We start from the raw sequence: 20,929 nt of genomic DNA, 5'->3' as shown, positions 1-20,929 counted from the left end.
CCCGGCGGCGCATCAATCGCGGTAGACGCGGGCGACCCGCTTGACCGCGCAGGGCAGCTGGTAGGCGCTCACCCCGCAACGTGGCGCCAGTTCCGAAAGCGTCGGGGCCTGCCCCCACAGTTCCACCACGCTGCCAACGCCGGCCTGTGCATGTGCGGTCAGGTCCACCGTCAGCATGTCCATCGAAACCCGACCGATCAGCACGCCAGGCTGGCCGTCGATCAGTACCGGGGTGCCGTTCGGCGCGAACTGGGGATAGCCGTCGGCATAGCCCAGGGCCACCACGCCCACGCGTGTACGCGCCTTGGCCACGAAGCGCGCGCCATATCCCACCGGCTCACCGGCTTCGATCCAGCGCTCGGCAATCACCTTGGACTGCATGGTCATCACCGGGCGCAGCCGCGCGGTCAGATCCGTGTCGTCCGGCATCGGGTTGGCGCCGTACAGCATGAGCCCCGGGCGCACCCAGTCGCTGCGCACGTCGGGCCACCCCAGCAGGGCCGGCGAATTGCACACGCTGGTCTCACCCTGCAGGCCCTCGATTGCACGTGCGAAGGTGGCGGCCTGCTCGTGGGTACGTTCGCTGTCCAGTTCATCGGCACGCGCCAGATGGGTCATCAGCACGATCCGCTCCACCTGCGGCATCGCCTGCAGGCGCGCGTGTGCGGCGCGGAAGGTCTCCACGTCCAGACCCAGGCGATGCATGCCGCTGTCCAGCTTCAGCCAGACCGTCAACGGATGCGGGCTGTCGAAGGCAGCCAGCGCTTCCAGCTGCCACGGCGAGCCGACCGAGAACCACAGCGAATGCTCGGCCACCAGCGCCATCTCGCTGGCTTCGAAAATGCCTTCCAACAGCAGGATGGGCGCGCGGATACCGGCCCTGCGCAGCTCCAGCGCCTCTTCGATGGTCGCCACCCCGAAGCCGTCGGCCTCGTCTTCCAGGGCCTGCGCGCAGCGCACGGCGCCATGGCCATAGGCATCAGCCTTGATGATCGCCAGCGCCTTGCCGCCCCCCAGCTCGCGGGCGAGCCGGTAGTTGCTGCGCAGCGCGTGCAGATCGATCAGCGCGCGGGCAGGACGCATGTGCGGCTCTCGTGTTGCGGGGCATGGCCGAACTGGCCGTAGCGGAAGATGTCCAGGCCTTCAGTGCTGATCTGTGGCTGGCGTGCACTCATCAGGTCGGCCAGGTAGCGACCTGAACCACACGCCATGGTCCAGCCCAGGGTGCCGTGACCGGTGTTGAGATACAGGTTGCGGAAGGGCGTGGCGCCGATCACCGGCGTGCCATCCGGCGTGGCCGGGCGCAGGCCGGTCCAGAACTGCGCGCGCGACAGGTCCCCGCCCTTCGGGTACAGGTCACGAACCACCAGCTCCAGGGTCTCGCGGCGACGCGGTGACAGCGACAGGTCGAAACCGGCCACTTCGGCCATGCCACCCACACGGATGCGGTTGTCGAAGCGGGTTACAGCAACCTTGTAGCTCTCATCGAGGATGGTCGAGGTCGGAGCCATGGCCGGATCGGTGATCGGCAGGGTCAACGAATACCCCTTCAGCGGGTACACCGGCAGGCGCATGCCCAGCGGCGCGACCAGCGCCGGCGAGTAACTGCCCAGCGCGACCACATAGCGGTCGGCAGTCTCCAGCTTGCCGGCGATGCGCACGCCGGTGATGCGCTCTCCATCCGACTCGATGGCGCTGATGTCCTGGTCGAATCGGAACTCGACACCGGCGTCGGTGCACATCTGCGCCAGGCGGCGGGTGAACAGCTGGCAGTCGCCGGTCTGGTCGCGCGGCAGGCGCAGCGCACCGACCAGGCCATCAACGTGCGCCAGCGCCGGTTCCGCGGCGATGATGCCGGCGCGATCCAGCACTTCGTACGGCACGCCATAGCGGGCCAGGATCTCGATGTCCTGTGCCGAGGCATCCAGCTGCTGCTGGGTGCGGAACAGCTGGGTGGTCCCCAGGTCGCGCCCCTCGAACTCGATGCCGATCTGCGCGCGCAGCTCGTTCAGGCAATCGCGGCTGTACTCGGACATGCGCACCATGCGCGCCTTGTTGATCGCATAGCGCTCGTGGGTGCAGTTGCGCAGCATCTGCCACAGCCAGCGGTACTGGGCCAGATCCATGCCGGGACGGATCGCCAGCGGTGCATGCTTCTCGAACAGCCAGCCGATCGCCTTCTTCGGCACGCCGGGCGCGGCCCAGGGCGAGGTGTAGCCGAACGACAGCTGGCCGGCATTGGCGAAACTGGTTTCCAGCGCGGGGCCGGGCTGGCGGTCGACGACCGTGACATCAAACCCGGCCTGTCGCAGGTACCAGGCACTGGTGGTGCCGATCACGCCGCTGCCGAGAACTAGGACTCGCATGGAAATTCTCCAACCCGATCATTCCCTGCGTTTGAGCACGCCAGGGCCATAATCGGGGAAGTATATTCTTCCATTCATAGGCGATTTGCCTGTTTTTCACGCTGCGGGCAAGATGTTTCCCCGTGATTCACTTCCCCAGGTTGACGCCCATGGCCGCCCGCCCCCGTGAACTGGACAAGATCGACCGCAGGATCCTGCGCATCCTCCAGGCCGAAGGCCGCATTTCCTTTACCGAGCTGGGCGAGCGCGTGGGCCTGTCGACCACCCCGTGCACCGAGCGCGTGCGCCGGCTGGAGCGCGAGGGCGTGATCACCGGCTATCACGCTCACCTGGATCCCACGGCGCTGAAAGCCAGCCTGCTGGTGTTCGTGGAGATCAGCCTGGCCTACAAGTCCGGCGACATCTTCGAGGAGTTCCGGCGTGCGGCGCTGAAGCTGCCGAACGTGCTCGAGTGCCATCTGGTGTCCGGCGACTTCGACTACCTGCTGAAGGCGCGGATCAGCGAGATGGCCTCCTACCGCAAACTGCTGGGCAGCACCCTGTTGACCCTGCCGCACGTGCGCGAATCGAAGAGCTACATCGTCATGGAAGAGGTCAAGGAGACGCTCAGCCTGCCGATTCCCGAATGAAGGGCCAGAGCCCGCGCGGCGGGTTCCGGCCCTGTTCCAGGGGCGTCAGCGCTGCTGCGGGTGCTTCATCGAGCCCTGCTGCTGACGTGTCTCCTGCTGTTTGCCGCCCTTCTGCGGCCGCTGCGGGTCCATCTGCTGCTGTTGCTGCTGTTGCTGCTGCGGTTTATGGCTCTGCGCTTCCTTGCCGGGATGACGGTTCTGCGGGTTCTTCATGATCGCGATCCAAAGGACGAAGGACATGCGACGGCGGGATGCCGGCGCAGGGCCACGGTGGTCCTGCGGCGGTTAATCACAGGCGAAAAAGCCGTGAGCGGCGGCAGTGTGTTTTCAGGCGTTCAGCCGGCGCGGTCACCACCCGCCGCGGGCGGTGGCGGACTGCCCTATGGCTTGACCTGCTGGCCACTGCCGGCCGGCACACTGTCGTAGTAGCGGCCGGTACGGGAGTCGAACACACGGTTCGGGCCGACCGGCTTGACGCCGGGAACGATGCGCCCGTTGCGGTCATAGACCTTGTCCGGCAGCTTCGGCGCCGGCGTCGGCACCACCTGCGCCGGGCCGGTGGACTTGATCGGCTGCGTCGGCTGCGGTGACGGCAGGACCTGCGGCTGCGGTCTTGCCGGCTGTGGGGGCGGCGGCACCGGCGCTGGCGCCACGGTGGTGGTGCTGCGGGTGGTGGTCGGCGATGTGGTGGGCACCTGGGCCTGTGCCGACAGGGGCAGCAGAGCCGACAGCACCCAGATGGAAAGGGTCTTCATGGCACGCTCCAGCAGGAATCCTCCCCACCATGCGCCCGCGCCCGTGTGCCGCCCATGAACGCAGCTCACACTTGCAAGACGGCGGTCACACCCCCACGTCTGCAGGCATCCCCAGGCCATCGACCCCACGGAGAGCCAGCATGAGTGCCTTCGACCTGACGCCCCCTACCGCCTCCCAGACCGACACCCTGGTCGCCGGCCTCAGCAGCGAAGAACGCCGCGTGCTGCTGCAGCACGGCACCGAAGCACCGTTCTGTGGCGTGTTCCTGGACAACAAGCGTGAGGGTGTCTACTGCTGCCGGCTGTGTGGGCTGCCCCTGTTCCGCTCCAGCACCAAGTTCGATTCCGGCACCGGTTGGCCGAGCTTCTTCGCCCCCTACGACGCGGCACACGTGCGTGAGATCCGTGATACCAGCCACGGCATGATCCGCACCGAGATCACCTGCGCCCGCTGTGGCAGCCACCTCGGCCACGTGTTCCCGGACGGGCCGCCGCCCACCCATGAGCGCCACTGCCTGAACTCCGTCTCACTTTCGTTTGCCGGCAACGGCGAGGCCTGGCCCAACCCGTTGCAGCGTGGCGGTGCGGAAAGCGGCGTGGCGGGCTGAGACAACCCCGCCGACCGGTTTCACAGAATTCCCTCTTCAGAAATCCGCAGGGTGGGCCGACAAGGAGATATCCCCCCTCCCTGCGTTGCCCCATGCTCATCATCGTTGGATTCCTGGTCGTCATCATCAGCGTGATCGGGGGCTACCTCGGTGCCCACGGCCGCCTGGGGGCTCTCTGGCAGCCCTACGAGCTGGTCATCATCGGCGGTGCCGCGCTGGGTGCGTTCCTGGTCGGCACCCCGGCCAAGACGGTCAAGCAGACGCTGCAGGCCATCGTCGGCGTGTTCAAGGGCCCGCGCTACAAGCAGCAGGACTACATCGACGTCCTCAGCCTGCTCTACGAACTGCTCAACAAGGCGCGCCGGGAAGGCTTCATGGCGCTGGAGGACCATGTCGAACGCCCGGCCGAGAGCGCCGTGTTCGGCAACTATCCGAAGGTGCAGGCCGACCACCACCTGATCGATTTCATCACCGACTGCCTGCGCCTGATGATCGGCAGCAACATCGAGCCGCATGAACTGGAGCCGCTGCTCGAACTGGAGCTGGAAAAGCACCACGCCGAAGCGATGGCCCCGTCGCAGGTGCTGACCAAGGTGGCCGACGGATTGCCCGGTTTCGGCATCGTCGCGGCGGTGCTGGGCATCGTCATCACCATGGGCTCGATCGGCGGCGACATCGTCGAGGTCGGCGGCCATGTCGCCGGTGCGCTGGTCGGCACCTTCCTGGGCATCCTGCTGGGTTACGGGTTCGTCGGCCCGATGGCAGCGGCGATGGAAGCACGTGCCGAGCAGGACAGCCGCATCTACGAATCGGTGAAGACCGCACTACTGGCCTGCCTGCGCGGTTACAACCCGAAGATCGCGCTGGAATTCGCCCGCAAGACGTTGCCGTCCAACGTGCGCCCGGCCTTCTCCGATTTCGAGCAGCACCTGAAGACGGTCAAGTAAACCATGGCCGAGAGCAAACCCACCGTCATCGTCCGCAAGGTCAGGAAGCCCGGCCATGCCGCCCACCATGGCGGCTCGTGGAAGGTGGCCTATGCCGACTTCGTGACCGCGATGATGGCCTTCTTCCTGGTGCTGTGGCTGATGGCCACCACCAGCAAGAACGATCGTGCGGCCATTTCCGAGTATTTCCGCAACCCCAGCCCGCTCAGTGGCCAGAGCGCCACGCCGGCCCCGGGCATGGCCGGGCCGGGCGGTGCCAGCACGTCGATGATCAAGCTCGGCGGCGCCACCGACATCTCGCGTGGCAGCAGCAACGATCCCTTCCAGAACCAGCAGGAAGCCGTGCCGCACCCGGTGGACCAGCAGCAGCGCGACAAGCAGCAGCTGGAACAGCTGATGAAGGAACTGCAGGAAGCGATCAGCCGCAGCCAGGCGCTGGAGCCGTTCAAGGACCAGCTGCTGCTGGACCTGACCCCGGAAGGCCTGCGCATCCAGATCGTGGACAAGCAGAACCGGCCCATGTTCGACCTCGGCAGTGCCACGCTCAAGCCCTACACGCAGCAGATCCTGCATGAGCTGGCCGAGTACCTGAACCACGTGCCGAACCGGATCAGCCTGACCGGCCACACCGACATCACCGCCTACACCGCCGCCCGCGGCTACGGCAACTGGGAACTGAGCGCCGACCGCGCCAATGCGGCCCGCCGCGCCCTGATCGATGGCGGACTGGAGGACAGCAAGATCACCCGCGTGGTCGGCCTGTCCTCCTCGGTGCTGTTCGACCGGGCAGACCCGCAGAACCCGATCAACCGCCGCATCAGCATCGTGGTGATGACCCGCGCCGCCGAGCAGGCCGCGCTGGCCGGCGCCGGTCCACAGGTGGGTCTGTCGGCGCCGGTCATCGACGCGGACGTACAGGCGGCGCAGGGTGAGGCAAAGTAGACGGTGGGTGCGGACCTTGGTCCGCACATCCGGGAAAACATGCGGACCAGGGTCCGCACCCACCAGGGGCATGGCCCGGCGCACCCGGTACAATGGGGGTCTTTCCGTTTTCAGGTGACACCCCCGATGTCCAAGTCTTCCAAGGCCAAGCGCGACCAGCGCAAGAAGCAGCAGGCCAAGCGCCCGTTCCTCCGTCTGAACGCCCAGCAGCAGGTGCAGAACCACGCCGTGCTGACCAGCGAGGACGGCCAGGTGGTCGCCGCCATCGGCCTGCAGGGTCGCGAGTGGCTGCTGGCCATCGGCGGTCAGACCATGGGCAATGCCGAGAACCCGGTGCCGATGCTGGCCATGCTCAAGCACCTGGCCAACGTGCAGGAGAAGGAAGGCCGCAAGGTCAGCCTGGAGTATTCCGAACTGCTGCAGAAGCTGCTGGATACCCTGGCCGCCGAAGCGGGCCAGACCGCCGACGAGTACCTGGACGCGCTGGTCGCCGAGTTCGAAGGCGTGGAAGCAGAGGGCGAGACCGCTGAAGGCGATGTGGCCGAAGAAGCCAGCGCTGCCGAAGGTACCGCTGACGCCGAGGCTGCTCCGGCCGCCGACGCCGACGCCGACGGCAAGCCGCAGGCCTGATCCGGCCGCGGCGGTGACGGTCTACGTCGATGACGCAGTGCATGCCTGGCGCGACCAGCGCTGGGCGCATCTGATGGCCGACACCCTGGCCGAGCTGCACGCCATGGCGGCGCAGCTCGGCATCCCCCGCCGGGCCTTCCAGAACAAGGCCAGCGGCGCGCACTACGACGTCACCACCGAGCTGCGCGCACAGGCGATCGCACTGGGTGCCGTGGCGATTTCACGGCACACGGACCGCGCACAGGTGAAAGCGGTGATCGCCAACGCGCGGGCGCAGTACCGGCCGTAGGCCGCAGCGCCCCCGCCGGGCATGGCCCGGCGAACCGGGATGACGCTCAGAACGGGTCGCTGCCCAGGCGGATTTCCACGTTCAGCAGCGAGCACAGCGCCAGCATGGCGTCGTCGTCACGGGTCAGTGCCATCCAGCCGGTGAAACCCGCGCTGCCGGCATCCACGCTCCACAGCGTGTAGTTGTGCTCGCGCAGGCGGTCGAAGGCGGTGGACATCAGCTGCACGCCATCCAGGTCTTCGGTGAAATCCTCATCGTCCAGGTCGCCGCCCCAGTCAAGCTGCAGGTTGAAGCGCGCGGACAGCTCGTTCACCGCCGATATCAGCGTTTCCAGGTCATCCCGCTCCACCTCGAAGCCGGATTGCCAGCCGATCGCGGACAGCAGTGGCGGCAGCCAATCGGCGTCTGCTTCCAGCGGTTCGCCGGCTTCGGCCAGCAGCTCGCGCCAGCGGTTGAACTGCTGCAGCGCCAGTTCCTCGTCGCCCGGGTTGATCAGTACCAGCAGGTTCCAGACCCGCGCTTCGAAGCCATCCTCGTCGAAATCATGGACGTCCTCCTCGAAGTCGAAGTAGTCGCTGTTGTCGGGCATGGCGGGAACTCCTCGGGGCAGGCCGGCATTCTACGGTTTATCCTGTATCGCTGAAGCCGGCCTTGGTGGCCGTCACTGTGAATGAAGCGATGAGCGATACCCCTCCCGACCACCTGGCGATCAATCCGGCCAGCCCCTTCCATGATGCACAGGCGCTGGAGCGCGGCGTCGGCGTGCGCTTCAACGACGTCGAGCGCGACAACGTCGAGGAATACTCGGTCAGCGAAGGCTGGATCCGCGTGCAGGCCGGCAAGGCCCGTGACCGTCGCGGCAACCCGATGACGATCAAGGTCAAAGGCAAGGTCGAGGCCTACTTCCTCGACCAGAAGCCGGCCTGACGGAGCCCGGGGTCAGATCCCTTTCCGCGGGAAAGGGATCCGACCCCGATGCACAGGGCCGGTCACTCGCGCTTGCGCGACTCCAGCAGATCCAGGTTGCGGATCAGGCGCCTCGAGATCTCGTCGGAGATCACGCCGCGCCGGGTGAGGCGGAACAGTTCCTCGCGCTCGGCAGTGAGGCCGGCGCTGCGCAACTGGCGATAGCCCTCCTCCATCCGCTTCACCTTCTCCGGATCCACGTCCGGGTTCTCGCGATCCAGGTGCCGCTGATACAGCAGGCTGACCCGCGAGGCCGCGTCGTTGTACAACTGCACGTTCTCGGTGTTCTGGTTCAGCACCAGCTGCTGCCGCTTGCGCTCCACCCCGGCCAGCGCCGCCTTCGAGGACAACCGGCGGGCCAGATCCTCTTCCTTGCGCTCACCGGAGTCGGCCGGCAACTGCAGGCCCTTCAGCAGCTGCGGCAGCGCCACGCTGGCGCCGACCAGCGAGAACAGGATCACCGCTGCAGCCAGGAAGATCACCAGGTCGCGTGCGGGGAACGGGCTGCCATCGGGCAGGAACAGTGGCAGCGTCAGCACGCCGGCCAGGGTGATCGCACCGCGCACGCCCGCCACCGAGGTGGCCACCACGATGCGCCAGTTCGGCGCCTCGCCCCGCTCCAGGCCACGCCGACGCGCACGCAGCAGGTTCCAGCGCAGTGACAGCCACACCCACAGCAGGCGCAGGGCGATCAGGCTGGCATTGATCACCAGCACGTACACCAACAGCCACCATGCGCTCTGGTGACCGGTCTCGTTCATCGTGGTGGTTGCACGCTCGACGATGCCCGGCAACTGCTCGCCCAGCAGCACGAACATGATGCCGTTGAAGCTGAACTGCAGCATGTTCCACACGCCCGCGCGCTGCACGCGCATGCTGCCGGAAACACGGCCGGTCATTTCCACGTAGCTCATCGAGATGCCGGCCGCGACCGCCGCGAGGATGCCCGAGGCATTGATCTCTTCGGCCAGCAGGTAGGCCGCGAACGGGATCAGCAGGTTGACCAGCATCGCCGCACCCGGCTCTTCACCGAAACGGCGCCACAACCAACGCTGGAAGGTCGACACGCCCAGCGTCACCGCCACGCCCACCGCCAGGCCCGCCACCGCCACCCACAGGAAGGTCAGCGAAGCGGTGGCCAGCGAGAAGGTACCGGTCATCACCGCCGCCACCGCGAAGCGGAAGCAGACCAGACCGGAGGCGTCGTTGAGCAGTGATTCGCCCTCGAGGATGTGCATCAGCCGCTTGGGAATGGGGGCCTTGGAGGCGATCGCTCCAACGGCCACCGGATCGGTCGGCGAAACAATCGCCGCCAGCGCGAAGCACACCGCCAGCGGCATCACCGGGATCATCCAGTGGATCAGCAGGCCGGCGCCGATGACGGTGAACACCACCAGGCCGAACGCCAGCTCGAGAATCGCGCCCTTGTCGCGGAACAGGCCCTGCTTGGGGATGCGCCAGCCGTCAAGGAACAGCAGGGGCGGCAGGAACAGCAGGAAGAACACTTCCGGCTCCAGCGCATGGCCGCGGTTGAACACGCCGGCAATGACCGCGCCCAGACCGATCTGCACCAGTGGCAGCGGCAGTGAGAACGGCAGGACGCGGACGAGGTATCCGCTGGCGACGACCGCCACCAGCATCGCCAGCACGACTTCAATGGTATGCATGCTTCTTCCAGGAAGCGGCGCGCGGGGGGCATGAAGCCAGCGCCGGAAACCCGGAAAAAACTACCACAGGCGACCACGGCTGCGACAACCGCGGCGACGCTGCGTCAGCACAGGCTCATGCCCCGTCGAAGCGGTAGATGTCCATCGCCAGGAAGCCGCCATCGACGCCGGCATCGATGCGACGTGCGCCGAAGCGGTGGTCACCGGCCGCACCCATCGCGAAGAACAGCGGCAACAGGTGTTCATCGGTGGGATGGGCGCGTTCGGCGAACGGTGCCTGCCGGCGGTAGTCCAACAGCGCCGGGCGGTCATCGGCCGCCAGCCGCTGCTCCACCCACTCGATGAACGGCCGCACATAGGGCGCTTCCTTGCCGTCCTGGTAGTCGCCCCAGTCGTGCAGGTTGTGGGTGATGCTGCCCGAGCCGACCAGCAGCACGCCCTGTTCGCGCAGAGGTGCCAGCGCGCGGCCCAGCGCAAACTGGTGCGCAGGCCCCAGCAACGGCTGGATCGATACCGGCACCACGGGAATGTCGGCCTGCGGACGCAGCAGGCGCAGCGGCACCCAAGCGCCGTGGTCGAGACCACGCTGGGTATCGATGGCCACCGGCAGGCCTGCCGCGGCGATGCGCCCGGCAATGTCTTCGGCCAGCGCCGGATCGCCCGGTGCCGGGTACTGCAGTTCAAACAGCGCGCGCGGGAAGCCGCCGAAGTCATGGAGGGTCGGCGGTTGCGGGTGGGCGCCGACCAACGGCTGCCGCCCCAGCCAGTGGGCCGAGGCGATGACGATGGCGCGCGGCGTGGGCAGGTCGCGGGCCAGTTCGGCCAGGCGCACGCCCACCTCGCCCGGCTGCAGCGCAGTCATCGGGGAGCCGTGCGAGATGTACAGCGAAGGCAGGCGGGACATGGAATTCTCCGTTTGCAGTATCAGCCAGCGCTCAACGCGAACGCAGGGTCCAGCGACCGTCACCGACCAGGAACAGCACCACCAGCGCCAGCGCCCAGAAGGCCGGGTACTCCCAGCCACCGCCAGCATTGGCAAAGCCGAAGCCGTTCGCGCCGTGCACGGTGACGATGGTGCCCAGCAACAGGGGCACGCCGGCCAGCCCGAACCAGCGCGCGTAGACACCGAGCAGCAGGGCTGCGGAAATCACCAGTTCTGCCGCGAGGGTGAGGTAACCCAGCACACCCGGCAAACCGAGCGACTCGAAGAACGCCGCGGTACCGGCTGGGGTGAACACCAGCAGCTTGGTCAACGCGTGGACCAGGAACAGGACGCCCAGGGCCAGGCGCAGCAGCGTCGCGCCATAGGGCGCCAGGGGCGGAGCGGAAGCAACAGAGGTCGTCATGGCGGGGCCTCGAAGGGAAGAAGCACAGCTTATTGCGCCGACCCATGCCAATAAATACGATGATTCGACCGTATTTATTTCATAAGGCGCAACAATGGACACTCTGGACGCCATGCGTGTGTTCGTGGCCGTGGTCGAGCGCAACGGCTTCAGTGCGGCCGCCCAGGCACTGGATCTGTCCACCGCCGGCGTCACCCGGCAGGTTGCGGCGCTGGAGAAGCGCCTGTCGACGCGGCTGCTCCACCGCACCACCCGCCGGGTCAGCCCCACCAGTGCCGGCGCCGCGTACTACGCGCAGTGCGTGCGCCTGCTGGCGGAGTTCGACGCACTGGAGGCCAGCATCGGCGCACAGGCACTGGAACCGTCCGGTCTGCTGCGCATCAATGCGCCGGTCAGCTGGGGCATCGCCCGTCTCGGCCCGCTGCTGGCCGGCTTCCGCGAGCGGTTCCCGCAGGTGGAACTGGACCTGGCCCTGTCCGACCGCCTGGTGGACATGGTCGAAGAAGGCTACGACGTGGCCATCCGCATCACCCGCGAGCCCGGGCCCACGTTGATCGCGCGTCGCCTGGGCGAATCGCGGATCAGCCTGTGCGCGGCGCCCTCCTACCTGGCTGCGCACGGCGCGCCGGCCACGCCGCAGGCACTGCAGGATCACGCATGCCTGGGCTACAGCTACTGGGCCGGCGGCGACCAGTGGCCACTGCACGGCCCCGGAGGCGACGTCCAGGTCACGGTGAACAGCGTGCTGCGCGCCAACAACGGCGACGTGCTGCGCGAGGCGGCCATTGCTGGCATGGGCGTGATCCTGCAACCGGATTTCCTGCTCCAGGAGGCGCTGGCCGACGGCCGCCTGGTGCGCATCCTGCCGGACTGGGAAGCGGCGCCGATCGGCATCTTCGCCGTCTACACCAGTCGCAGCCACCTGGCGCCGAAGGTACGCAGCTTCATCGATTACCTGGTGGAGGCCGGGATCTGACCGCGCCACCGGACAACACCCGTGACACGCGGGCGCAAGGCCGTGCCCGGCGAGCCGCAACATGGGCTAGACAGCGACCTCGTCCAGCATGCCGATGATCCGCTCCAGAGGGGCCGGACGTCCCAGCAGGTAGCCCTGCACCTGGTCGCAACCGTGCGCGGCCAGCCAGTCGAGCTGCCCCGGCGTTTCCACGCCTTCGGCAATGATGGTCAGGCCCATGCTGTGGCCCAGCGACAGCAGCGCCCTGCAGATCGATGCGTTGCGCGGATTGGTCTCCACGTCGGCGACGAAGCTGCGGTCGATCTTGAGGATGTCCAGCGGCAGGTGCTGCAGGTAGGACATGCTGGAGTAGCCGGTACCGAAATCATCCAGCGACACGCAGATGCCCTGCTCGTGCAGGCGCTGCATGGTCTGCATCGCCTGCGCCGGCTTGCGCATCAGGCTGCTCTCGGTCAGCTCCACATGCAGCGCGCCGCGGGCCAGGCCGAAGTCCTGCTGGGCACGGGTGAACTCGGCCACCAGGTCGCTGTTGAAGAACTGCACGGCCGACACGTTCACCGCGATCGGCAGATCGCCCCAACCCGCCTCCACCAGGCGCCGCTGCGCCTGGGCCGCCGCACGGATCACCCAGCGCCCCAGGGCCAGGATCAGGCCGGTGTCCTCGCACAGCTGGATGAACTCGTTGGGAGGAATGAAGCTGCCATCGGCTTGCGGCCAGCGCAGCAATGCCTCCAGTGCCGCCGGACTGCCGTCGCTGGCGTGCCGGATCGGCTGGAAGTACAGCTGGAACTCGCTGTCGATCGCCGCATGGATGCGCCCGGCCAGGCGCAGGCGATCAGCCAGGCGCGTGGTCACCGCAGCGTCGAACCAGGCCACCACATCCCCTTCGGCGCGCGCGGCGTGCGCCGCCTGTGCCGCCATGCCGATCACCTGCTCGGCGCTGTGGCCATCATCTGCCGTGTGAACCGCCACGCCGATGCGCGGCTCGAACTGGTGCAGCGAATCCTTGCCACGCATTGGTGCCGACACGATCTGCAGCAGATCGTCGAGTACGCGCCGGGTGTCATGCGCGGCGCCGATGGCGAACACGAAATCTTCCGCCGGCTGGAAGGCCAGCGCGCCGTAACGTGCCGCCAGCACAGCCAGGCGCGAGGCCATCGACTGCAGCACCGCATCGCCGATCTCCCGGCCCAGCGTGTCGGCCACCAGCTGCAGGCCACGCAGCTGCACGAAGGCGATGGTATAGCCCTCCGCCTGGGCATCCAGCTGCTCGGTCAGCGCGCGCACGTTGAGCAGCCCGGTCGCCGGGTTGTGCCGCGCCTGGTAAGCCAGGTCGCGCTCATAGGCCATCCGCTCGCTGACATCCTCGGCCAGTACCAGGCAGGCCGGCTGGCCATCGAAATCCAGCCGGGACAAATGCGCGCGCACTTCGAACACACTGCCATCCTTGCGCCGGTGCAGGCGCACGGCAGCATCGGGAAGGTCGCCCACGCGCGCCCGCGCGATGGCTCCCTTGACCTCGTCCCACCCTTCCCGCGGCCGGATGTCGAGGATGCTCATGGTGAGGAATTCCTCACGGCTGTAGCCGTACTGCCGCACGGCCGCATCGTTGACCTCGATGAAGCGCAGCGTGTCCGGATCGAACACCCAGAACGGCGCAGGATTGCGGTCAAACAGCAGGCGGAAGCGCCGTTCGACCTGGTTCATCTGTTCACGGGCCTGATACCGCTCGCTGAGATCGGTGAGCGCGCCGATCATGCGCCGCTGGCGATCGGCCACCGGCACGCGCTGGCCCCGCGCGCCGACCCAGCGCACCGCACCCCCCGGCAGCACCAGGCGGAATACCTCATCCATCACCGCGTTGCCGGCAAATGCCTGGTCAAACGCCTTCTGCAGCCGTGCGGCATCATCGCGGTGCACCCGGGCAAAGAAATCGGCCACCGGCAGCGCGTCGGTCTGTACGCCGAAGATCTCGCGTGCCAGCGGTGACCAGCGCAGCAGTGCAGCGTCCTCATCGACATACCAGGTGCAGACCCGCCCGACCTGGTGGGCCAGCCGCAGTTCCGCATTGCCGGCCTGCAGTTCCTCGGCCATCGATTGCTGCCGGCGGATCGTTCGCCGGACGGCGAACAACAGCACCAGCAGCACGGCCACATAGACCAGCACGATGGCCACCGATGCCTGCAGGTAGGGCCACCACGGCGCCAGCACGTCCTTTTCGGCCAGGCCCACCTGCACCGCCAGCGGGTTGCGTTCCAGCGTACTGATGGTGGTGATGCGCGGCACGCCGTCGACCACGCCGGGCATGTTCCCCAGTTCGATCACCGCCTGCCTGCCGAGCAGATCGCGCCCGGGCAGCTCGTAGCGGTGTCCGACCGTGCCATGCGGATCGGGCACGCGCGCCAACATATAGCCTTCGGCATCACTGATCGACACCAGGCCGTTCGGGCCCACGTCCAGCCCGCCGATGATGCGCTGCAGTTCGCCGCAGCGCAGGCGCGCCAGCAGCCAGCGGTCGTCGTCCAGCGGCAGCGCCAGCGGCACCACCCAGCCATCATCGCTGCCCCGCTGCGGCGGCCCGATGTACAGCGCACTGCCAGGGCCGCGCCGTTGCGGATCGGTCCACAGGGGCAGCTGCAGGTCGCCCTGGCCCGCGGTCAGCGCACGTCCGTAGCTGTCGAGCACCACGATGCTGTGCAGCTCGGCGTGCCGTTGCAGCACGCCGGCCACGGCCGCATCGAGCAGCCGCGGTGCCTGTGCCGGCACGCTCCGGAACAGCTCGGCGGCGTCGGCGGAAATGCCGCCCATCGCCCGCTCCAGATTGCGCAGCTGCAATGCCAGCAGGCGCTCGCTGCCGACCGCCAGTGCCCGGCTCTGCCGCTGCGCCGCTTCCAACCGCCGATGGTGGTCATTGACCAGCATCATCGCCAGACCGGCCACCAGCAGCACGCCCAGCACCACCCCGCCCCAGGTGATGGCGCGCAGTGGCCGGGCCAACGCGCGTCTCAGCGCGGGCATCGGTGGGTGTTCCCTGTCCAGTCGGCTGGCTTCATGCGCGAACGATTCCTCCACATCCCCGACCTCAGCGGCCGGCGACTGCCATTCTTGACCGCCGGGCCCGCCAAGCCGGATCACCGCCCTGCGTCCGCGCAGGGGTCCGGCATGCAGCATGCACCACGGCGGTGACGGCGTGAAGATCGCCGCACCGCGTTCAGCCAGATCGTGCACAGCCTTGCGCCACAACGGTGCGACCCATCGCATCGGAGCGGATTAGACTTGGCGTTTTCCCGCCGCAAGAGAAGTCCATGTCCAAGCTGCGCCGTCCCACCCTGGCACTGGCCATTGCTGCCAGCCTGTCCCTGGCCGCCTGCGACCGCGCCGCCGATCCGGCGGCCAGTACCGCCGCGCCGGCCGCATCCGCCCCCGCAGCCGCCAAGCCGATGCTGGGCAGCTTCGGCTTCGATGCCAGCGGCATGGATCGCAGCATCGTCGCCGGAGACGATTTCTTCGGCTTCGCCAATGGCACCTGGGTGAAGAACACCCAGATCCCCGCCGACCGCTCGCGCTTCGGCAGCTTCAACGTCATCGCGGAGAAGACCCAGGCCGACACCCGCGCCATCCTCGAAGGCGCTGCCGGCAATGCCCAGGCCAACGGCGAGGACAAGCTGATCGGCGACTACTACGCCGCGTTCATGGATGAGGCCGGCATCGAGCAGCGGGGTATCGCACCGGTGCAGCCGCAGCTGAAGGCGATCGATGCGATCACTGACAAGGCCGGCCTGGCCCGCGCGCTGGGCGGCGACATGCGCGCCGATGTCGACCTGCTCAATGCCACCAACTTCTACACCGACCGCCTGTTCGGCCTGTGGGTCTCGGTCGATCTGCTGCAGCCGGACCGCACCGCGCCATATCTGGTGCAGGGCGGACTTGGCATGCCCGACCGCGACTTCTATCTGGGCGACGGCCGCATGGCCGAACTGCGCAAGCAGTACCAGGCCTATATCGCGCAGCTCCTGCAGCTGGCCGGCAGCGCCGACCCGGCCGGCAAGGCGCAGCGCATCGTTGCGCTGGAAACGAAGATCGCGCAGGCGCACGCCACCCAGGAAGAAACCAACGACGTGACCAAGGGTGCCAACCCCTGGACCCAGGCTGACTTCAACGCCAAGGCCCCGGGCATGGACTGGACCGCCTTCCTCGATGCCGCTGCACTGGGCAAGCAGCAGGACTTCATCGTCTGGCAGCCCAGGGCGGTGGCCGGCCTGTCCAGGCTGGTGGCCACCGAGCCGCTGGAGGTCTGGAAGGATTACCTGGCCTTCCATGCGCTGGATCGCGCCGCGGCGTACCTGCCGAAGAAGTTCGCCGATGCCCGCTTCGCCTTCCACGGCACCGCGCTGAGCGGCACGCCGCAGCAGAGCGATCGCTGGAAGCGCGCGGTGGATGATGCCAACCACGCCGTCGGTGAGGCCATCGGCAAGCGTTATGTCGAGAAGCACTTCGACGCCAGGACCAAGGAGCGCGCGGACGAAATGGCGAAGAACATCATCGCCGCGTTCGCCAGGCGCATCGACGCGCTGTCATGGATGTCGCCGCAGACCAAGGCCAGCGCCAAGGCAAAGGTGGCCGGCCTGACCGTGGGCATGGGGTATCCGGAAAAATGGCGCGATTACAGCGGTCTGGAAATCCGCCGCGACGACCCGCTGGGCAATGCACAGCGCGCCGAGCTGTTCGAGTACCAGCGCAACATCGCCAAGCTGGGCAAGCCGGTCGACCACGGTGAGTGGGCAATGCTGCCGCAGACCATCAACGCGATGAACGTGCCGCTGGAGAACCGCCTGGTGTTCCCGGCCGCGATCCTGCAGCCGCCGTTCTTCGATGGGGCCGCCGATGATGCGGTGAACTACGGTGCGATCGGTGCGGTGATCGGCCATGAGATCAGCCACGGGTTCGACAATGCCGGCGCGCTGTTCGACGAGACCGGCAAGCTGCACAACTGGTGGACCGCCGAGGACCTGAAGCAGTTCAACGCCGCCGGCGACGCGCTCGCGGCCCAGTTCAGCAGTTACGAGCCGTTCCCCGGCGTGCACGTCAACGGCAAGCTGACGCTGGGCGAGAACATCGCCGACGTCGCCGGTCTGGGAACGGCGTACGACGCCTACCAGCTGTCGCTGCAGGGCAAGCCGGGCCAGACCCTGGAAGGCTTCACCCCGGACCAGCGCTTCTTCCTCGGCTTCGCCCAGGCATGGCGCAGCAAGAGCCGCGAGCAGGCGCTGCGCAATTCGCTGCTGACCGACGTGCACGCGCCGGGCCAGTTCCGCGCGCTCACCGTGCGCAACATCGACGCCTGGTACCCGGCGTTCGAGGTGAAGGAGGGCCAGAAGCTGTACCTGGCCCCCGACAAGCGGGTCAAAGTCTGGTGAGATGAGGGAAACGGGCGCCGCGAGGCGCCCGTTTTCATCCGCACCGGGCCTGGCAGGCTGCGCGGTCGGTGCCGATTCAGGCCGAAGACGAGGCCGATTGCCGGGATCCCTGCTCATCCCCGGTTTCATGTGCGCCCGCAGCACGTTTCACCCTGCGACATCCTGTCGCAGGGTGCGGGCACTGTGCTGCATCGCACAAAACTTCACCCGGCCGGACAAGACCCTTACGCCGCTTGGCGTTCCGCCCATTGCACCGCTCGCTGGAAGTGCTAGAACTGAACCCGCCACACCGTCCAACGCTGATCGACGCACGTTCCACAAGGAGCCAGCCATGATTGCTTTGTTCAAGGGTTTGGGAATTCTGCTTCGCGACAACGAGCTCTACAGCAGCCCGTTCGACAAACAGGTCGCGCACTGGCGCAATCTCAGCGAGCAGCAGATCCGCGATGAAGTGGCGGTGCTGGCCCAGGCCAAGTGCCAGTGGCTGATCGCCTCCATCATCGGCTGGCAGGCGGCGTCGCTGGTGATTCTGGGCCTGATCGCCAACTACCTGTGGCGTGACGACTTCCATATCACCTTCACCCGCGTGGTGATCGTGTTCGGCTCATGGGTCTCGATCCTGTTCGTGATCTGGTTCATGGCCAACATGTTCGACCAGCAGGCCGGCTTCGAGCGCTGGATGAAAGCCTTCAACAGCCGGGCCCGCATCAGTTCCAAGGCCGACAGCGTCGAGCATGTGGCCGAGGCGTTGGACCTGGCCGAGCACTACCCGGAAGTGCTGGACTACAAGCAGGCGGTCACCGCCAGGCGCGAGCTGCGCCATGAGGACATCCGCATCATGACCGAGATCGGACGGATGAAGCAGCACTCCGAACTGGTCGGGCGGCTGAACCATGTAGGCGAAACCGAACACCATCACGAACTGACGCTGCAGCCTGCCTACTGACCCTTGCGGAAAACGGGGGGGTCCACAATGCCACCGTGATCACTCACGGTGGCATTGTTCTATCGGGTCCTGGCTGACGCATTGGTGGAAGCCCTCGGGCAGGCCTCGCATGGTTTCGGTTTGGCCTACGGCCACCGAAAAACGCCGCAGGGGCGGCGTGGCGCAGGTGGCCTCGGTGCTGCAGGCCGGATCCAGCACGAGATAGTGGCACCTGCCACTGCTGCTGGCGATGCATTGGAACCGCGCCTGACCATCGACGACGGTGCCCTTGCTGTACAGCGTGTCCACGCCGTTGGCGCGCGCGCGGGTAATCGAGGAATTACTGGATTTTTCGCAGCCGGCCAGTGCCAGCAGCACAGCACACACAAGCAGCAGACGGGGCATGGTCATTCCTCGGGGCAGATGCAACGTCGCGGCTACATGCCGCGGAACAGGCTCATGAAGGGCTGGCTGACCACCAGCGTTTCCGGCCGCTGGCGCAGGCGCAGCACACCGCGCCCGGTATCGTCGCGGCTGACCGCAGCGACCGATTTCATGTTGACGATGGTCGAGCGGTGGATCTGGCGGAAGTGCTGCGGATCGAGCACTTCCAGCAGTTCGCGCAGCGGGGTGCGCAGCAGGCTCTCGCCGGCGGCGGTGATCACGGTGGTGTACTTGTTGTCCGCGCGGAAGTAGACCACGTCCTCCAGCATGATCAGCTGGGTCTCGCGGCCATTGCTGGCGGTGATCCACGCCAGCGGCGGGCGGTCATCGTTCTGTCCCGGTCCCAGACGCTGCAGCAGGCGTTCCAGCACCGCATCATCGTGGCGCGTGGAGGGCAACCGCGCCAGGATGCGCTCGCGCGTGGCCAGCAGGCGCTCATCGCTGACCGGCTTGAGCAGGTAGTCCATCGCACCCTGTTCGAAGGCATCGATGGCGTACTGGTCGTAGGCGGTGACGAACACCACCTGCGTGCGCGGGCTGAGCTCGGACAGTGCACGCGCGACCTCGATGCCGGTGATGCCCGGCATGCGGATGTCGAGGAAAGCGATGTCCGGCTGCTTCTCGGCCAGCTGCTCCAGTGCACTGGCGCCGTCTTCGCACTCGGCCACCAGCTTCAGCTCCGGCCACAGCCGGCGCAGCTGGTCCACCAGCGACTGCCGCAGCAGTTCCTCGTCCTCGGCAATCAGGGCTTCAAGCGGCATGGCTGCGCTCCTTGCTGGATGGCGGCAATGTCATGGTCGCAGCAACGCCGCTGGGGAAATTGGCGACGATCGCTACGCCGGACTGCTCGCCGCAGGTCAGGCGCAGCCGCTCGCGCAGGTTCTTCAGGCCGATGCCGGTGCCACTGGTGGTGCCTTGGCTGAAGCCGAGCCCATCATCGGCCACGGTCACCGTCACGTGGTCGTCGAAACCGCGCGCCAGGATCCAGATCGTTCCCCCTCCGGGCTTGGGCTCCAGGCCGTGCTTGATCGCGTTCTCGACCAGCGTCTGCAGCGCCATCGCCGGCAGCTTCACCGCATGCAGTTCCGGCGGCACCTGCACCTCCACCGCCAGCCTTGCGCCCATGCGGATCCGCAGGATCTCCAGGTACGCGCGGGTACGCTCCAGCTCCACGCCGAGGGTCGACATCGATTCGTCCACCTGCGGCAACGAACTGCGCAGGTACTGGATCAGGTGCCCCAGCATCTGCTCGGCCCGCGCCGGATCGGTGCGGGTCAGCACCTGGGCATTGGCCAGCGTGTTGTACAGGAAGTGCGGCTCGACCTGCGCGTGCAGCAGGTTCAGGCGCGCCACCGACAGCTCCTTTTCCACCTGGGTCTGCTCCGCGGCGGCCTGCTCGGTGCGGCGCTGGTCGGCCACCCGACGGCTGATCGCACGGGTGACCGCTTCGGCATTCTCGTAGTTGCTGCCCTCGTCCAGCGCCAGCAGATCGGCCCACCAGCCCGCATCGGGCTCGAACAGCAGGGTGACGGTACTGGTGCCCTGCCCGGGCGTGACCGTGGCCAGCACACCGTTGCGCTTGATCGCCAGCCGCGCGGGCAGGTTCCAGCGCGAGGGCTGGCGGCCGTTCCAGGGGTCGACGCGGCGCACGTAGGCGCGCACCTGCAGGCTGCCGGCCGCGCTTTCCACGTCCTCCACCCGGGGCAGCTCGGCCACGGCCGCCTCGACCACGGCAAAGGCCTGGCCGGCATCCATCGGCAGTTCCACCTGCCGACGCTGGCGCCCGGACAGCGTGCTCGCGTCCAGGCGCCCGGCCACCAGCCAGACCCGGCGCACATGGCTGATCGCACTGCCCAGCGCGGTAATCATCAGGAACATCGCCAGCAGGCCGAAGATCCAGCCCGGGCCATCGTTCATGCCGCTGAAGATGCCGCTCCAGACCATGCCGGCCACGACCAGCGCCGCGGCCCAGGCCAACAGATGACGGAAAATGAGAGTGAGGCTGGCGAACACGGCGGCGCC

General features: G+C 67.4%; 22 protein-coding genes. 10 read left to right on the top strand and 12 right to left on the bottom strand.

From position 1 onward, the window contains the following. Window positions 1-12: 12 nt before the first annotated feature. Together alr and N5J29_RS14060 are read right to left on the bottom strand one after the other, a co-directional pair. Window positions 13-1,083 (bottom strand): alanine racemase, encoded by a 1,071-nt coding sequence (gene alr / locus N5J29_RS14065; protein WP_164150996.1) that lies wholly within the window; start codon window positions 1,081-1,083, stop codon window positions 13-15. Beyond that, on the bottom strand, window positions 1,062-2,366 hold the full coding sequence (locus N5J29_RS14060; RefSeq protein ID WP_053518245.1) for a D-amino acid dehydrogenase: 1,305 nt from the start codon (window positions 2,364-2,366) through the stop codon (window positions 1,062-1,064). Before N5J29_RS14060 ends, alr begins: the two co-directional genes overlap by 22 nt. Before the next feature lie 149 nt (window positions 2,367-2,515). Between N5J29_RS14060 and N5J29_RS14055 the strand changes: the two genes are divergently transcribed. Next, entirely contained in the window at window positions 2,516-2,995 is a 480-nt protein-coding gene (locus tag N5J29_RS14055; protein ID WP_053518243.1) for a winged helix-turn-helix transcriptional regulator, read from the top strand. Window positions 2,996-3,040: 45 nt separating this feature from the next. Here the strand turns inward: N5J29_RS14055 and N5J29_RS14050 are convergent, their stop codons facing one another. Next, window positions 3,041-3,235, bottom strand: coding sequence for a hypothetical protein (locus N5J29_RS14050; RefSeq protein ID WP_053518241.1), 195 nt, complete (start codon window positions 3,233-3,235; stop codon window positions 3,041-3,043). 140 nt (window positions 3,236-3,375) lie between these two features. Further along, on the bottom strand, window positions 3,376-3,750 hold the full coding sequence (locus tag N5J29_RS14045) for a classical arabinogalactan protein 4 (protein ID WP_111186593.1): 375 nt from the start codon (window positions 3,748-3,750) through the stop codon (window positions 3,376-3,378). A 140-nt stretch (window positions 3,751-3,890) separates the two neighbouring features. Between N5J29_RS14045 and msrB the strand changes: the two genes are divergently transcribed. The 5 genes from msrB to N5J29_RS14020 all read left to right on the top strand — a co-directional run bounded on the left by msrB (window position 3,891) and on the right by N5J29_RS14020 (window position 7,166). Further along, a complete protein-coding gene (gene msrB / locus N5J29_RS14040; protein ID WP_053518238.1) occupies window positions 3,891-4,358 on the top strand; it encodes a peptide-methionine (R)-S-oxide reductase MsrB in 468 nt (155 codons plus the stop codon). A 92-nt stretch (window positions 4,359-4,450) separates the two neighbouring features. Then, the gene (gene motA / locus N5J29_RS14035; RefSeq protein WP_053518236.1) at window positions 4,451-5,305 is read left to right on the top strand and encodes a flagellar motor stator protein MotA; all 855 of its coding nucleotides are present in this window, start codon (window positions 4,451-4,453) and stop codon (window positions 5,303-5,305) included. 3 nt (window positions 5,306-5,308) lie between these two features. Continuing rightward, complete coding sequence (gene motB / locus N5J29_RS14030) at window positions 5,309-6,247, top strand: flagellar motor protein MotB (protein WP_164150998.1); 939 nt, start codon at window positions 5,309-5,311, stop codon at window positions 6,245-6,247. 126 nt (window positions 6,248-6,373) lie between these two features. After that, window positions 6,374-6,877 carry a hypothetical protein gene (locus N5J29_RS14025; protein WP_065175386.1) on the top strand — a complete coding sequence of 168 codons (504 nt, stop codon included), beginning with the start codon at window positions 6,374-6,376 and terminating at the stop codon, window positions 6,875-6,877. A 13-nt stretch (window positions 6,878-6,890) separates the two neighbouring features. Continuing rightward, window positions 6,891-7,166 carry a DUF4031 domain-containing protein gene (locus tag N5J29_RS14020; protein ID WP_111186594.1) on the top strand — a complete coding sequence of 92 codons (276 nt, stop codon included), beginning with the start codon at window positions 6,891-6,893 and terminating at the stop codon, window positions 7,164-7,166. A gap of 46 nt (window positions 7,167-7,212) precedes the next feature. Here N5J29_RS14020 and N5J29_RS14015 read toward each other — a convergent pair whose 3' ends face one another. Beyond that, window positions 7,213-7,755, bottom strand: a complete 543-nt coding sequence (locus tag N5J29_RS14015; RefSeq protein ID WP_053520273.1) for a hypothetical protein — start codon at window positions 7,753-7,755, stop codon at window positions 7,213-7,215. Between the two features lie 89 nt (window positions 7,756-7,844). Here N5J29_RS14015 and N5J29_RS14010 point away from each other — a divergent pair, with 89 nt between their 5' ends. After that, window positions 7,845-8,093 carry a DUF3297 family protein gene (locus tag N5J29_RS14010; RefSeq protein WP_053520274.1) on the top strand — a complete coding sequence of 83 codons (249 nt, stop codon included), beginning with the start codon at window positions 7,845-7,847 and terminating at the stop codon, window positions 8,091-8,093. Between the two features lie 62 nt (window positions 8,094-8,155). On the opposite strand, the gene N5J29_RS14005 is transcribed toward N5J29_RS14010, so the two are convergent. From N5J29_RS14005 to N5J29_RS13995, 3 genes are all read right to left on the bottom strand, one after another. Further along, the gene (locus N5J29_RS14005; protein WP_053520275.1) at window positions 8,156-9,799 is read right to left on the bottom strand and encodes a Na+/H+ antiporter; all 1,644 of its coding nucleotides are present in this window, start codon (window positions 9,797-9,799) and stop codon (window positions 8,156-8,158) included. A 115-nt stretch (window positions 9,800-9,914) separates the two neighbouring features. After that, window positions 9,915-10,703, bottom strand: a complete 789-nt coding sequence (locus N5J29_RS14000) for a class III extradiol ring-cleavage dioxygenase (RefSeq protein WP_164151001.1) — start codon at window positions 10,701-10,703, stop codon at window positions 9,915-9,917. A gap of 31 nt (window positions 10,704-10,734) precedes the next feature. Next, window positions 10,735-11,145, bottom strand: coding sequence for a DoxX family protein (locus tag N5J29_RS13995; protein WP_164151003.1), 411 nt, complete (start codon window positions 11,143-11,145; stop codon window positions 10,735-10,737). Window positions 11,146-11,239: 94 nt separating this feature from the next. On the opposite strand from N5J29_RS13995, the gene N5J29_RS13990 reads away from it, so the two are divergent. Then, complete coding sequence (locus tag N5J29_RS13990; RefSeq protein ID WP_164151005.1) at window positions 11,240-12,121, top strand: LysR family transcriptional regulator; 882 nt, start codon at window positions 11,240-11,242, stop codon at window positions 12,119-12,121. A 66-nt stretch (window positions 12,122-12,187) separates the two neighbouring features. Here N5J29_RS13990 and N5J29_RS13985 read toward each other — a convergent pair whose 3' ends face one another. Next, on the bottom strand, window positions 12,188-15,139 hold the full coding sequence (locus tag N5J29_RS13985; protein ID WP_239519757.1) for an EAL domain-containing protein: 2,952 nt from the start codon (window positions 15,137-15,139) through the stop codon (window positions 12,188-12,190). Between the two features lie 287 nt (window positions 15,140-15,426). Here N5J29_RS13985 and N5J29_RS13980 point away from each other — a divergent pair, with 287 nt between their 5' ends. Further along, on the top strand, window positions 15,427-17,538 hold the full coding sequence (locus N5J29_RS13980; RefSeq protein WP_164151007.1) for a M13 family metallopeptidase: 2,112 nt from the start codon (window positions 15,427-15,429) through the stop codon (window positions 17,536-17,538). A 331-nt stretch (window positions 17,539-17,869) separates the two neighbouring features. Continuing rightward, the gene (locus tag N5J29_RS13975; RefSeq protein WP_053518857.1) at window positions 17,870-18,484 is read left to right on the top strand and encodes a hypothetical protein; all 615 of its coding nucleotides are present in this window, start codon (window positions 17,870-17,872) and stop codon (window positions 18,482-18,484) included. A gap of 39 nt (window positions 18,485-18,523) precedes the next feature. On the opposite strand, the gene N5J29_RS13970 is transcribed toward N5J29_RS13975, so the two are convergent. Genes N5J29_RS13970 through N5J29_RS13960 form a run of 3 tightly spaced genes read right to left on the bottom strand, consistent with a single transcriptional unit; the run spans window position 18,524 to window position 20,920 of the window. Beyond that, window positions 18,524-18,868 carry a hypothetical protein gene (locus N5J29_RS13970; protein WP_053518860.1) on the bottom strand — a complete coding sequence of 115 codons (345 nt, stop codon included), beginning with the start codon at window positions 18,866-18,868 and terminating at the stop codon, window positions 18,524-18,526. Between the two features lie 32 nt (window positions 18,869-18,900). Next, complete coding sequence (locus tag N5J29_RS13965; protein WP_065182534.1) at window positions 18,901-19,668, bottom strand: LytTR family DNA-binding domain-containing protein; 768 nt, start codon at window positions 19,666-19,668, stop codon at window positions 18,901-18,903. Further along, the gene (locus N5J29_RS13960) at window positions 19,658-20,920 is read right to left on the bottom strand and encodes a histidine kinase (protein ID WP_053518853.1); all 1,263 of its coding nucleotides are present in this window, start codon (window positions 20,918-20,920) and stop codon (window positions 19,658-19,660) included. Before N5J29_RS13960 ends, N5J29_RS13965 begins: the two co-directional genes overlap by 11 nt. Window positions 20,921-20,929: the final 9 nt, after the last annotated feature.

Origin of the sequence: Stenotrophomonas sp. GD03680 (assembly GCF_029844625.1) — a bacterium.
Lineage (GTDB): Bacteria > Pseudomonadota > Gammaproteobacteria > Xanthomonadales > Xanthomonadaceae > Stenotrophomonas > Stenotrophomonas maltophilia_P.
This window is presented reverse-complemented; position numbering and strand designations above follow the sequence as displayed.